We start from the raw sequence: 11,977 nt of genomic DNA on the forward strand, positions 1-11,977 counted from the left end.
GACATTGACTGTGATGCGTAGTGACTCGATTCCGGTGTCGGACATGCCGCGTGAGCAGCGCCCCAGCGTGGCGGAGCGGTTCACCCAGATCCTCGACGTGTTCACATCCGGTCCCGACCGGATGTTCCTCGAGGAGATCACGGCCGCCACCGGACTGCCCCGCTCGACCGTCTTCCGCCTGCTGACCCAGCTCGTCGACCTCCACTGGGTCGAACACGACTCCCGCGGATACGGACCCGGGCTGCGGATGCAGACGATGGCCCGGCCCCGGGACTACTCACAGCTGCGCGCCGCGGCCGCGGGGATGCTCAACGACCTGCAGATCGGCACCGGCGGGGTCGCGCACCTGACGGTGCTGGAAGGCTCGTCCGTGTACTTTCTCGACCGGATCGGGGGCGCGGCCAGCGCGGGCATCCCTTCCCAGGTCGCGGCCCGGCTTCCGGCCGAGAGCACCGTCAGTGGAAGGGCACTGCTCGCCGGCCTCGAGCCGGAGCGGGTCGACGCTCTCATGACGGCCGGGCCGCACGTCCGGTCCCGCGCCGATCTGTCGGCACTGCACGACCGTCTGAACCGGGTGCGCCAGCGGCAGGGCCTCGCGTTCGTGCCCGGCCACTCGTGCCCCATGTCCATCAGCGCGGTCGCCGCACCGGTCGTCGGCCCCGACGGCGTCGTGGGCGCGATCTCGGTGGCGTGCCGCGGAACGGTCGAACTCGCCCACATCGCACCGATGGTCTGGGCCGCCGCACGCCGCACCTCGCGGATGCTCACCCCCGGCCGCTCCGGTTCCACCGCGCGGACCCGCCTGGCGCACCGAACACGTGTGGGTGTCGCGAACTAGAACGCGACGGCGCGCCGGACGTCGTCCGGCGCGCCGCGAATTCACTTTTCCTGCATGCTGTTCCGTCGACGGAACCGGTCATTCCTCGACGCGGACGAACACTCCCCGCGCCTCGACCGTGCGCTCACCGCGGCATTCGATCCAGCCCTCGGCGACGGTCTTCCGGCCCTCGGTCTCGACGATCCGCGAATACAGATCCAGCGGCTCGTCGAGCGGCGTGCGGCGCAGGTAGCGCAGGTCGAGCGACGCCGTCAGCGAACGGCTGCCCCGGGCCTGCATGAGGGTGCCGAGCATGCAGTCCAGCAGGTGAGCGCTGAACCCGCCGTGCACGCTGTCGGGCGGACCCTCGTGCAGGGCGTTCGCGACCAGCCGGGCCCGCGCCTCGTCCGTGCCGAAGTGGATCTCGAGCGGAATGCCCATCGGGTTGTGGGTGAACAGCGCCCACGGCTCGCGCCCACCCGTGTCCCGGGACCGCGACGGACCGTCGAACGGGGGACGCAGCACCCGCGAGCGCGGTCGCACGCCGAGGGTCTCGGCCAGTTCGGCGATCGTTGCGCGGGCGGCGCGGACGGTCTCGGTGTCCGCCGTCGTGGTCGCCGCGGCCAGCATCAGCGCGCGAGTCGCGGCGACGAGTTCCGCGGACGCCTCCCGCAGGTCCGCGGGCACATCGATGGTGCGGGTCATCGGGAGTCCTCTCCGGCGATCCGGCGCGTGAGCGCCGAGCCGATGCCGGCGTCGGTGACGAGCGTCGGGCGCCCGGGATGCGTCATGCGGGTGCCCCGATCCTGGGTGCAGACCCGAGGACGTCGCCCAGCTCGGCCGCGGTGGCGTCCGCACCGCCGAGGCTGAAGCACAGCTGCCGTCCCCACAGGAAGTAGCGGTGGATCGGGTAGTCCACGTCCGCTCCGATACCGCCGTGCAGGTGCTGCGTCGCGTGCACCACCCGCAGACCGCCTCGCGACGCCCACCATTTGGCGACGAGGACCGCGGATTCGGCCTCCTGCTCCCGTCCGGCGTCGAGCAGCCACGCCGCCCGCCGGGTGGTGAGCCGGATCGCCTCGGTGTCGAGGTAGGCGTCGGCGGCGCGCACCGCCACGGCCTGATTGGTCGACAGCGGCCGACCGAACTGGACTCGCTGCGAGGTGTATTCGGCCGTCGTCTGCAGCGCCTGCGCGCACACGCCCAGCTGCACCGCCGCGAGCGCGAGCTGGATCCGGCGGCGCACCCAGGCGACCGTCTCCGCGCCGTCGCCCGGCAGACGATCGGCCGCGGGCACGACGACGTCGTCGAACCGGAGGTTGGCGAAGCTGCCGCGGTCGGTGGCGGCGACCGGTTCCACCGTGACGCCGTCCGCCCCGGTCGGTATCACTGCGACGGCGAGCGATCCGTCGTCGCACCGGACCGGCACGGTCGTGGCGGCGGCCACGGCCGCGGCGGGCACGCCGGCGACGGTTCCGCTGACGACCAGGTCGTCGCCCTTGCTCACCGCAGACAACGAGGTGAGTTCACCGTAGGGTGCGTCGAACGCGGCGACGACCGGTCGGGAGCCGTCCACGATGCCGGGCACCAGCCGTTCGACCTGCTCGGCCGTGCCGAACCGGACGATCGCCGACGCGGCCGCCGTCACCGACCACAGCGGCACCGGCGCCACGTGCCGGCCCTGCTGCTCGAGCACGGTGATCAGGCCGAGCAGACCCATCCCGGCGCCACCGGACTCCTCCGGCACCGCGATGCCGAGCAGACCGGCGTCGGCCAGGGCGCTCCACAGCTTCGCGTCGAAGCCGCCCTCGTTCTTCTCCACCTCGACGACCCGCTCGACCGGCGCGAGCTGCCGGAAGAGCTGGGACGCCAGGTCCTGCACACTCGTCAGGTCCTCGTCGAGTTCGAAATCCATGTCAGCTCCTCGTGCTGGTGGGGGCGTCGGTGCGGCGACGGGCGGCGAGCGTCATGCCGAGGCACTTGGCGGCGACGATCTCGCGCATCACTTCGTTGGTGCCGCCGCCGAAGGTGTTGTTCTGGGCTCTGCGCGCCAGGGTTTCGACGCGTCCCTCGACGACGGCTCCGGGGCTGCCGGGCCGCAGCAGGCCACGGACGCCGAGGATCTCCTGCATCTTGCCGTAGGCGGTGACGACCGCCTCCGTCCCGAAGATCTTGGCAGCGGCGGAGTCTCCGCCGCCGAGCGTGTTCGCAGCGACGTCCGCGACGAGCCGGAGGTTGACGAGATCGGCGGCGCTGAGCAGTGCGTACGTCTCCGCCAGATTGGTGCGCACCCAGGGCAGGTCGTAGACGGTCCCGGGGCCCAGGGGCTCGGACTGCGCCCAGGCGAGCACGGCGTCGTACAGCTCGTTCGCGATGCCGCCGCGGGCCGCGAGCGCGACCCGCTCGTGGTTGAGCTGGTTGGTGATCAGGTCCCAGCCCTGGTTCAGCTCGCCCACGACGTTGGTCAGCGGCACGCGGACGTCGTCGTAGTAGGTGGCGGAGGTGCTGATGCCACCGACGGTGTGGATCTCGGTCACCGAGAACCCGGGCGCCGACGTCGGTACCAGCACCACCGAGATGCCCTGGTGCCGCGGTGCGTCCGGGTCGGTGCGGACGGCCAGCCAGATCCAGTCCGCGTAGACGCCGGCGCTGGTGAAGATCTTGTTGCCGTTGATGACCAGTTCGTCGCCCTCGATGCGGGCGCGGGTCTGCAGCGAGGCGAGGTCGGTGCCCGCGTTCGGTTCGGTGTAGCCGATCGCGAAGATGAGTTCACCGGCCAGGATCGGCGGTAGGAAGAAGTCCTTCTGCGCCTGGGTCCCGTGCTTCATCAGCGCCGGCGCGACGGTGTTGAGAGTGACCAGCGACAGCGGTGCGCCGGCCCGGATCACCTCGTCGTAGAACACGTACAGGGCCTCGGGATCCTCTCCCCGCCCGCCGTATTCGGTGGGCCAGCCGAGACCGAGCCACCCGTCGCGGCCCATCCGTCGCAGGATGCGGTCGAACACGGGTCCGCCCTCGGTCTGGTCGGCGAGGGCGCGCCGGTCGTCGTCGTCGATGATCTCGGCGAAGTAGTTGCGTAATTCGGTGCGGAGCCGACGTGAATCGTCGGACAGTTCCGGGTGCATAGCCCCTCCAGGTGGATGTGGTGTGGTCGGTGTCAGCGCGGCAGTCCCAGCACGCGACGGGCGATCACGTTCAGCTGGATCTCGATGGTGCCGCCGCCGAAGAGCACCGCGGGCAGACCGAGGTGGTCGAGCATGTGTCCGTCGTCGTCGGCGGCGCCGAGCGGACCGAGCAGCGAGACCAGCCCGCGCGAGCCGTCGCGTTGGGCGAGGGCACTGAAGACCTTCTGCACGCTGATCTCCGCCCCGGCGTCGAGACCGGACAACCGGCGCAGCACGCTGCGCAGGTTCATCGCCGACAGGGCCATCTCGCGGCCGGTGTTGCGGCCGAGGACGCGCAGTGCGTCGTCGCGGGCGGCGGCGTAGCGGCCCGACTCGACGACGTCGCGCACCCGTGCGGCCGCACCGTGCTCGAGCTGTGCGCCCATGCTGAGCCGTTCGTTGGCGAGGGTGGTCACCGCGAGGCGCCAGCCCTGCCCCGGTTCCGAGACCAGGCAGTCGTCGGGGACGAAGACGTCGTCGAAGAACACCTCGTTGAACTCCGCCCGCCCGGTCGCCTGCCGCAGCGGTCGCACGTCGAGCCCGTCGCTGCGCATGTCGACGAGGAAGTACGAGATGCCCTCGTGCTTGGGCGCATCGGGGTCGGTGCGAGCCAGGCAGATGCCCCAATCCGCCTCGTGCGCCATCGAATTCCACACCTTCTGTCCGGTGAGGACCCAGCCGCCGGCCACCTTGCGGGCGCGGGTGGACAGCCCGGCGAGGTCCGAGCCGGCGCCCGGCTCGCTGAACAGCTGGCACCAGACGATCTCGCCGCGCAGGGTGGGGGTGACGAAACGCCGCTGCTGGTCCTCGGTGCCGTGCCGCAACAGGGTGGGCAGGGCCCACTCGCCGATGACGGTGGTCGGCAGTTCGAGGCCGCGGCGCGCGAATTCGTCTGCGATCACGGCCTGTTCCTGCGGTCCGGCCGCGAGGCCGTAGGGCCGAGGATAGTGCGGCGCGACGAGTCCGGCCTCGGCGAGCCGGGCACGACGTGCCCCGCCGCGTGCCGGCGCCCAGCCGTCGCTGCGCACCGCGTCGTCCGGCAGTGCCCGTACTTCGTCGAGGACGGCACCGACCTGCGCACGCAGCTCCGGTAGCGCATCGGCTTCGACGAAGGAGAAGTCACGCTCGCCGGACAGCGCGAGCTCACCGAGCCGGCGCGCCCAGACGTCCTCCGGACCGGCGACGGAGGCGATCGACAGTGCCCGTCGCCAGTACAGGTGCGCGTCGTGTTCCCAGGTGAATCCGATACCGCCGAGCAGGGTGACGCATTCGAGCGCCACGTCCACGGCCGCCGGGACGGCCGTCAGCCCCGCCTGCGCTGCCGCGAGACGCTGCTGCTCCCGGTCCTGCCCGACCGACCGGGCGGCGTCCCATGCCGCCGCGCGGGCGATCTCGCTGCGCACCAGCATCATCGCGGCCTTGTGCTGCACGGCCTGGAAGCTGCCCACGGGTCGGCCGAACTGGTGGCGGTTGCGGACGTGGTCGACGGCGGTGTCCAGCGCCCACGCCGCGATTCCGGCGGCCTCGGCGCCGAGCACGGTGTTGACGATCAGCTGCACGTCGTCGTCGGCGATCGCCGGGAGCAGGTGCTCGGGTGTGATCGCCGCTGCGGACAGTCGCAGTCGTCCCACCGATCGGGTGAGGTCCACGCCGTCGGCGGTCTCGATCTCCCCGGCGGTGGGTGGGAGCCGGAACCACACGGGTGCGCCGTCGGCGGTGGCGCGCACGATCACCTCGTCGGCGCCCGGCAACCCGAGCACCGGCTCGGAGACACCGGTGACCGTCCATCCCCGCCCCGACGCGGTCGCGACGAGGCCGGGGGTGGTGACGGCGGCGCCGGTCGCGCCCTCGGCGAACCGCCGCAGCAGGTCCGCGACGAGGCCCTCGGGCGGGAGGGTGGCGACCAACGCCCCGGCCAGTACGGTCGGCACCCACGGGCCGGGAACGAGGGCGCGGCCGAACTGCTCCGCCACGACCGCGAGTTCCGGCAGTCCCGCCCCACCGCCGCCGTGCTCCTCGGGCAGGTGCAGGGCGTGCAGGCCCTGCGCGACGCACGCATCCCAGATCTCCGGCCGCTTGCCCGCCGCCAGGTCGGCGAATGCGGCGCGGGTGCGTTCGATCGGGGCGTGGCGACGGGCGAGGCCCGCGACGGAGTCGGCGAGGTCGCGGTGGTCGGCGTCGAGTGCGATCGTCATGGCCTACATCCGTTCCAGAATCATGCACGTCGTGGCGGCGGACGCGCAGATGGCGATCATCGCGACCTGCCGGTCCCGGCGTTCGAGCTCGTCGATCGCGGTGGCCAGCAACCGGATTCCCGTCGCGCCGGCCGGGTGGCCGAGGGCGATGGCACCGCCGCCGACGTTGAGCACGTCCGGGTCGACCTCGAGCACCTCGGCGAACGACATCGGCACCGCGGCGAAGGCTTCGTTGACCTCGAACAGGTCCACGTCGGCGACCGTCATCCCGGTGCGGTCGAGCAGCATCTGCGCCGCAGCCACCGGGCCGTCGAGCATGAACTCGGTGTCGCCGCCGATGACGCACTGCGCGAGCAGCCGGGCCCGCGGCGCCGCGCCGAGTTCTCGTGCCCTGTCCTCGGACATCAGGACCGCGGCGCTCGCCCCGTCGGACACCTGCGACGAGGTGCCGGCGGTGTGCAGGCCGCCCTCGATCGTGGGACGCAGCCGCGCGAGCGCCTCCGTGCTGGTCTCGCGCAGTCCCTGGTCCCGGGTGACGGTGCTGCTGCCGTCGTCGCCGGGGACGGCGACGGGGATGATCTGCCGGTCGAACCACCCGGCGTCCCAGGCGTCGCGCGCCCGTTGCTGCGACCTCAGGCCGAACGCGTCGAGGTCCTCGCGGGCGAAGCCGCGGTGCCGGGCGATGCGGTCGGCCGCGGTGTACTGGTCGGGGGTGTCCACCGACCACGACGCCGGTCGCGGGGTGCCGGCGCCGGTGCCGACCTTGTAGGTGAGCGGGACCCGCGACATCAGCTCGACGCCGCACGCCAGGCCGACCTCGAGGGTGCCGAGCGCGATCTGCCCGGCGACGAGATGCACCGCCTGCAGCGCGGTGCCGCACTGGGCGTCGATGGTGGTGGTCCCGGTGTGGGAGGGCAGGCCGACGTGCATCCACGCGGTGCGGGTGATGTTGCCGAACTGCTCCCCGATCGGGGTGACACACCCGCCGACGGCCTGCTCGACGAGGGCGGCGTCGAGGCCGAGCCGGTCGAGCACGCCGCGTTGCGCGAGTCCGAGCAACTCGGCGGCGTGCAGACCGGAGATCCAGCCGTCGCGCTTGCCGAAGGGGGTGCGTGCGGCGTCGACGATCACGGGTTTCATGCGGGTACCTCCGGTCGGGTCCACTGTCGGTTGTCGAGGCCGTGGATCTCGAGCCCTGATTCGTCGACCAGGCCGGGGCCGGCGGTGATCCGGCCGGTGAAACGGGACGGCACGACGGTCACCGCCACTTCGCGGCGAAGGCGTGGATCGCGCCGGTCACGCGGGTGACCTCCTCGTCGGAGAGCCCGTGACTCATGCCCAGCGTCATGCCGCGTTCGAACACCGCATCGGCCTCGGGCAGCCCCTCGTCGGGCACGCGGTGCTCGACGCCCGCCATCATGGGATGGCGGGTGATGTTGCCGCTCCACACGGTTCGGGTGTCGATGCCCTGCGCTTCGACGAACTCCTGCAGGTCACTGCGGGAGAACGGGGCGTCGGCGGAGACCGTGACGGGATAGCACAGCCAGGCGGTGTCGAGGCCGTCGGTTTCGACCGGCGTGCGGAAGAACTCGGGGTAGGCGCCGTATGCGGCGGTGAACTCCGCGAAGGTCTTGCGGCGCCGCTCGTAGTTCTGCGCGAGCTTGTTCAGCTGCACGACGCCGTAGGCGGCGCCGAGTTCGGACGGTTCGAAGTTCCACGGCAGCAGATCGAAGATGAAGTCGTTGTCGTAGTCGACCCCGTCCAGATCCTCCCGGAAGACGCGTCCACCCCCGTTGCCGAACAGGTTCGGCTCGGAGCGACGTCCCCAGCGGCGAAGCAGGAGTGCACGATCACGGGTCTGCTCGTCGTCCATCATGACCATGCCGCCGGTGCCGGCACACGTGATGATGTGGGCCATGGAGAAGCTGGTGACGCTCAGGTCGGCACGCGCGCCGGTGGGCGTGCCGTGCAGCCGGGCACCGAGGGTGTCGCAGGTGTCCTCGATCACCTTCAGGCCGTGCCGGTCGGCGACGGTCCGGATCGCGTCCCAGTCGGGGCAGTTGCCGGCGAGGTTCGGGACGAGCACGGCGCTGGTGCGGTCGGTGACCATCGCCTCGATCTTGGTGACGTCGACGTTGAACGTGTCCGGTTCGACGTCGACGAAGACCGGTACCAGGCCGGCGCGCACGAGGGGCGCGACGTCGGTGGAGAAGGTCAGCGGCGAGGTGATGACCTCGCTGCCCTTCGGCAGGTCGAGCAGCTCGACCGCGAGGTACAGGCCGGACGATCCGGAGTTGCACATCACGCCGTACTGCTTCCCGGACAGCTCGGGGATGCGGCGTTCGAGCTCGAAGACGTTCTTGCCGATGCGCAGCCCCTGATGGCCGCTGCGCAGGACGTCGACCACCGCTCGGATTTCGTCCTCGCCGTGGGTGGCGCGGGCATAGGTGATGCGTTCGGTCATGTTCGGACTTTCTCTGGATGGGTGGTCGGTCAGTTGTCGGCGGAGAGCACGAGTGCGCTGTGCGGCACCGGGGAGCCGCCCGTGACCAGAACGTTCGACACGTCCTTGCCGGGCTGGTTCACCGACGTACCGCGGATCAGGCGCACGCCCTCGGCGATTCCGTTGACGCCGTGGATGTATCCCTCGCCGAGTTGTCCGCCGTGGGTGTTGACGGGCAGGCGGCCGTCGAGTTCGAGGTTGCCGTCCGCGATGAAGTCCTTGGCCTCGCCGCGGCCGCAGAACCCGTACTCCTCGAGTTGCAGCAGCACCATCGGGGTGAACGCGTCGTAGAGGATCGCGGCGTCGATGTCGTCCGGATCGATGCCGGCCTGATCCCACAGCTGCCGTGCCACCAGCTCGACCTCGGGCATCTCGTCGATGTCCTCGCGGTAGTAGCTGCTCATGGAGATCTGCTGGGGTCCGACGCCTTGCGCGGCGGCGGAGACGACGGCCGGCGGGTGCGGCAGGTCGCGGGCCCGCTCGGTGCTGACGATCACCAGGGCCTGGCCGCCGTCGCTCTCCTGGCAGCAGTCGAGGAGCCGCAGCGGGTCGGCGATCATCCGGGAGTTCTGGTGGTCGTCGAGGGTGATGGGCCGCTCGTAGAACCAGGCCCTGGGGTTGACGGCGGCGTGCTTGCGCGAGAGCACGGAGATGCGGCCGAAGTCGGCGCTGGTCGCCCCGTACTTGTGCATGTAGCGCCGGGCGAGGAACGCCTCCTGCTGGGCGGGGGTGAGCAACCCGTAGGGGTTGATCCAGTTGCGGTATTCCTGGTCGGTGTTGGCCGTGTAGGCGAACGGCGGCGGGCCGGCGCCGAACCGGGTGCCGGAGCGTTCGTTGAAGGCCCGGTAGACGACCACGACGTCGGCGACCCCACTGGCCACGGCGAGCGCCGCCTGCTGCACGGGTGCGCACGCGCCGCCGCCGCCGTGCGGGATGCGGCTGAAGAACGTCAGTTCGGGGATGCCGAGTGCCCGGGCGACCGCGATCTCGGGGTTGGTCTCCATCGTGAACAGCGCGAAGCCGTCCACCTCCTCGACGCCGATCTGCGCGTCCTCGAGCGCGGCGAGCACGCTCTCGCAGGCCAGCTGCCATTCGCTGCGCCCGGAGTTCTTGGAGAACTCGGTGGCGCCGATACCCGCGATCGCCGCCTTGCGGGCGAAACCCCCGTCGGGAATTGCCTTGCCGCTCATCGTGTCTGTCCTTCGTACGGTGCGACGGTGACCTCGGCGGTCACATGTGTTCCTCGGGCGTTGCGGCCGAGCACCTCGACGGTGACGGCGCCGGCGTCGACGCGGGTCACCGTCCCGGTCAGGCGCATGGTGTCGCCGGGAAAGTTGGGGACGCCCAGCCGCAGTGCGACGCGGCGGATGCGGGCGGCCGGCCCGGCCCAGTCGGTGATGTAGCGGTCGACGAATCCGTTCGTCGAGTTGATGCTCATGAAGATGTCGGGCGTGCCGCGCTTTTCGGCTGCACCCGGATCGTGGTGCACATCCTCGAAATCCTGGGAGGCGATCGCGGTGGCGACGATGGTGCTGCGGTCGAGCGGTAGGTCCAGTGCCGGCAGTTCGGTGCCGACGGACACGGTCGGCAGGCTCATGCGGCACCCCCGCCCGGAAGGCGCAGCTGCGGCAGGATTTCGCCGTGCGCGTGCTCGGCGAAGCCGACCTCGAGCTCCATGCCGATCCGCAGCCGGTCGTGCTCGACCCCGGCGATGTCGGCGACGATCCGGATGCCCTCCTCGAGGTCGATCAGCCCGACCGCGAGGGGATAGTCGAAGGACGGGTCCTTCGGGTGGTGGATCACGGTCCAGCTGTGCAGGGTGCCGCGGCGCGACGACTCGACGGTGTCCCACTTGAAGGAGCGGCACTTCGGGCACGCCGGTCCCGGCGGATGCCGGAGTGCGCCGCAGTCGCTGCAGCGCTGGATCTCGAGCCTGCCCTCGCGGGCGGCTGCGAACCAGAACTCGTTGTCCTGGGTGATCGTCAACCTGGGAACGGCCGTCATCACGCCTCCTCGGTGGTGTTCGGGTCGAAGCGGAGCAACCGGAATCGCTCCTCGACGAGCAGGTCGCCGTGCTGGTTCTCGTAGCGCTTGTGCAGGGTGACGAAGCAGCCGCGGCCGAGGCCGGTGCGTTTGACCGGGGAGATCGACTCGATGGTGAAGTGCGCGGTGACGTGGTCGCCCCGGACGAGTTCGCGGTGGTAGTCCTGCTCGACGTTGGTGGCGACCACGGAGGTGAAGCCGTGCCGGTCCAGCAGAGTCATCAGCTCGGAGTAGGCGAAGTCCTCGGTCCGTCCTTCGGTGCGCAGCCGCTGCACCTCGCGCCAGCGCCGGTAGCCGGCCATCACCCACGTCGAGATCATCGCGGGCGGGCACACTACGTCCGGTCGCCCAGTCGCGCGGGCCGCGTCCCGGTCGACATAGACGGGGTTGTAGTCGTCGTGGGCCTCGACCCAGTTCCGGATCATCGCCTCGTCGACGGCGTACCGGGCCACCCGGGCGGGCTCGGCCACCCGCCCGACGTACTGCTCGAACTCCCGTTCCAACTCCTGTTCCAGCGTCGGCACGTCCGCACCACCTTTCTTGAGCAAGCGCTTGGTGCAGTACGGTAGGCGCGGATGCCCCGCCGGGACGGCCCGTTCCCACTCAGTTGGAACGGACGGCAGAAAACTCGAGCCGAACCGGCGAAACGGAAGGGAAAAGTGACCATGACGTCGGACCGACGCGACGAGATCATGCGGCTCGCGGCCGAACTCTTCGCAACCAAGGGGATCGCCCCCACGACGGTCCGCGACATCGGCGAACGCGCCGGAGTGTTCTCCGGAAGCCTGTACCACTTCTTCAGATCGAAGAATGCGATCGTCGCCGAGATCCTCAGCGGCTTCATGGCCGACATCGACCAGCGCTTCCGGCGCGTGGTGGAGACATCGACGAGCGCGCGCGAGACGGTGCGCGGCCTGATTCGGCAAACGCTCGCCGTGATCGAGGAACATCCCCATCCGACGGCGATCTACCAGCAGAACCGGCAATACCTGCGCGACAACGGCCTGCTCGACGTCGTCGACGCGCCGTCACGCACGGTGCGTGACTACTGGCTCACCGCCCTCGCAGCCGGTGTCGCCGACGGCAGCTTCCGCTCCGACATTCCCGCCGAGGTCTTCTACCGCACCGTGCGGGACACACTGTGGGCGAGCATGCACTGGCCGGGACGCGACGACTACACGACGGACGAGTTCACCGACCTGCTCGTCGCGCTGTTCTTCGGGGGCTTCGCGGAGGAGAAATGACGCCGTGCTCG

12 protein-coding genes are annotated in these 11,977 nt (G+C 70.7%); 2 read left to right on the forward strand and 10 right to left on the reverse strand.

Translation table 11 applies throughout. The annotated features are described in order from the left end of the window. Window positions 1-13: 13 nt before the first annotated feature. On the forward strand, window positions 14-838 hold the full coding sequence (locus tag RR3_RS04145) for an IclR family transcriptional regulator (protein ID WP_003938753.1): 825 nt from the start codon (window positions 14-16) through the stop codon (window positions 836-838). A gap of 78 nt (window positions 839-916) precedes the next feature. Here the strand turns inward: RR3_RS04145 and RR3_RS04150 are convergent, their stop codons facing one another. The 10 genes from RR3_RS04150 to RR3_RS04195 all read right to left on the reverse strand — a co-directional run bounded on the left by RR3_RS04150 (window position 917) and on the right by RR3_RS04195 (window position 11,246). Next, on the reverse strand, window positions 917-1,522 hold the full coding sequence (locus tag RR3_RS04150) for a PaaI family thioesterase (protein ID WP_064065644.1): 606 nt from the start codon (window positions 1,520-1,522) through the stop codon (window positions 917-919). An 82-nt stretch (window positions 1,523-1,604) separates the two neighbouring features. After that, on the reverse strand, window positions 1,605-2,732 hold the full coding sequence (locus tag RR3_RS04155) for an acyl-CoA dehydrogenase family protein (RefSeq protein WP_059174546.1): 1,128 nt from the start codon (window positions 2,730-2,732) through the stop codon (window positions 1,605-1,607). A 1-nt stretch (window position 2,733) separates the two neighbouring features. Next, a complete protein-coding gene (locus RR3_RS04160; protein ID WP_064065643.1) occupies window positions 2,734-3,942 on the reverse strand; it encodes an acyl-CoA dehydrogenase family protein in 1,209 nt (402 codons plus the stop codon). 32 nt (window positions 3,943-3,974) lie between these two features. Then, window positions 3,975-6,176, reverse strand: a complete 2,202-nt coding sequence (locus RR3_RS04165) for an acyl-CoA dehydrogenase family protein (protein ID WP_064065642.1) — start codon at window positions 6,174-6,176, stop codon at window positions 3,975-3,977. A gap of 3 nt (window positions 6,177-6,179) precedes the next feature. Next, window positions 6,180-7,316 carry a steroid 3-ketoacyl-CoA thiolase gene (locus tag RR3_RS04170; RefSeq protein WP_064065641.1) on the reverse strand — a complete coding sequence of 379 codons (1,137 nt, stop codon included), beginning with the start codon at window positions 7,314-7,316 and terminating at the stop codon, window positions 6,180-6,182. A gap of 118 nt (window positions 7,317-7,434) precedes the next feature. Continuing rightward, the gene (locus RR3_RS04175; RefSeq protein ID WP_017680086.1) at window positions 7,435-8,640 is read right to left on the reverse strand and encodes a DegT/DnrJ/EryC1/StrS family aminotransferase; all 1,206 of its coding nucleotides are present in this window, start codon (window positions 8,638-8,640) and stop codon (window positions 7,435-7,437) included. A gap of 29 nt (window positions 8,641-8,669) precedes the next feature. Next, on the reverse strand, window positions 8,670-9,869 hold the full coding sequence (locus tag RR3_RS04180; protein ID WP_017680087.1) for a lipid-transfer protein: 1,200 nt from the start codon (window positions 9,867-9,869) through the stop codon (window positions 8,670-8,672). Then, window positions 9,866-10,276, reverse strand: coding sequence for a MaoC/PaaZ C-terminal domain-containing protein (locus RR3_RS04185; RefSeq protein ID WP_017680088.1), 411 nt, complete (start codon window positions 10,274-10,276; stop codon window positions 9,866-9,868). The genes RR3_RS04180 and RR3_RS04185 overlap by 4 nt, the downstream gene beginning before the upstream one ends. Beyond that, the gene (locus RR3_RS04190) at window positions 10,273-10,683 is read right to left on the reverse strand and encodes a Zn-ribbon domain-containing OB-fold protein (RefSeq protein ID WP_017680089.1); all 411 of its coding nucleotides are present in this window, start codon (window positions 10,681-10,683) and stop codon (window positions 10,273-10,275) included. The genes RR3_RS04185 and RR3_RS04190 overlap by 4 nt, the downstream gene beginning before the upstream one ends. Further along, window positions 10,683-11,246: an FAS1-like dehydratase domain-containing protein gene (locus tag RR3_RS04195; protein ID WP_064065640.1), complete on the reverse strand. Its 564-nt coding sequence runs from the start codon at window positions 11,244-11,246 to the stop codon at window positions 10,683-10,685. Before RR3_RS04195 ends, RR3_RS04190 begins: the two co-directional genes overlap by 1 nt. Before the next feature lie 141 nt (window positions 11,247-11,387). Between RR3_RS04195 and RR3_RS04200 the strand changes: the two genes are divergently transcribed. Further along, complete coding sequence (locus RR3_RS04200) at window positions 11,388-11,966, forward strand: TetR/AcrR family transcriptional regulator (RefSeq protein WP_010594076.1); 579 nt, start codon at window positions 11,388-11,390, stop codon at window positions 11,964-11,966. The last annotated feature ends 11 nt before the right edge of the window (window positions 11,967-11,977 follow it).

Source organism: Rhodococcus ruber NBRC 15591, assembly GCF_001894945.1.
GTDB classification, from domain to species: Bacteria; Actinomycetota; Actinomycetes; order Mycobacteriales; family Mycobacteriaceae; genus Rhodococcus; species Rhodococcus ruber.

Coding starts and splice junctions, on each gene's coding strand:
- RR3_RS04200 (WP_010594076.1), top strand. CDS start 11,388: ATGACGTCGGACCGACGCGACGAGATCATGCGGCTCGCGGCCGAACTC.
- RR3_RS04185 (WP_017680088.1), bottom strand. CDS start 10,276: ATGAGCCTGCCGACCGTGTCCGTCGGCACCGAACTGCCGGCACTGGAC.
- RR3_RS04150 (WP_064065644.1), bottom strand. CDS start 1,522: ATGACCCGCACCATCGATGTGCCCGCGGACCTGCGGGAGGCGTCCGCG.
- RR3_RS04170 (WP_064065641.1), bottom strand. CDS start 7,316: ATGAAACCCGTGATCGTCGACGCCGCACGCACCCCCTTCGGCAAGCGC.
- RR3_RS04190 (WP_017680089.1), bottom strand. CDS start 10,683: ATGACGGCCGTTCCCAGGTTGACGATCACCCAGGACAACGAGTTCTGG.
- RR3_RS04155 (WP_059174546.1), bottom strand. CDS start 2,732: ATGGATTTCGAACTCGACGAGGACCTGACGAGTGTGCAGGACCTGGCG.
- RR3_RS04145 (WP_003938753.1), top strand. CDS start 14: ATGCGTAGTGACTCGATTCCGGTGTCGGACATGCCGCGTGAGCAGCGC.
- RR3_RS04175 (WP_017680086.1), bottom strand. CDS start 8,640: ATGACCGAACGCATCACCTATGCCCGCGCCACCCACGGCGAGGACGAA.
- RR3_RS04165 (WP_064065642.1), bottom strand. CDS start 6,176: ATGACGATCGCACTCGACGCCGACCACCGCGACCTCGCCGACTCCGTC.
- RR3_RS04180 (WP_017680087.1), bottom strand. CDS start 9,869: ATGAGCGGCAAGGCAATTCCCGACGGGGGTTTCGCCCGCAAGGCGGCG.
- RR3_RS04160 (WP_064065643.1), bottom strand. CDS start 3,942: ATGCACCCGGAACTGTCCGACGATTCACGTCGGCTCCGCACCGAATTA.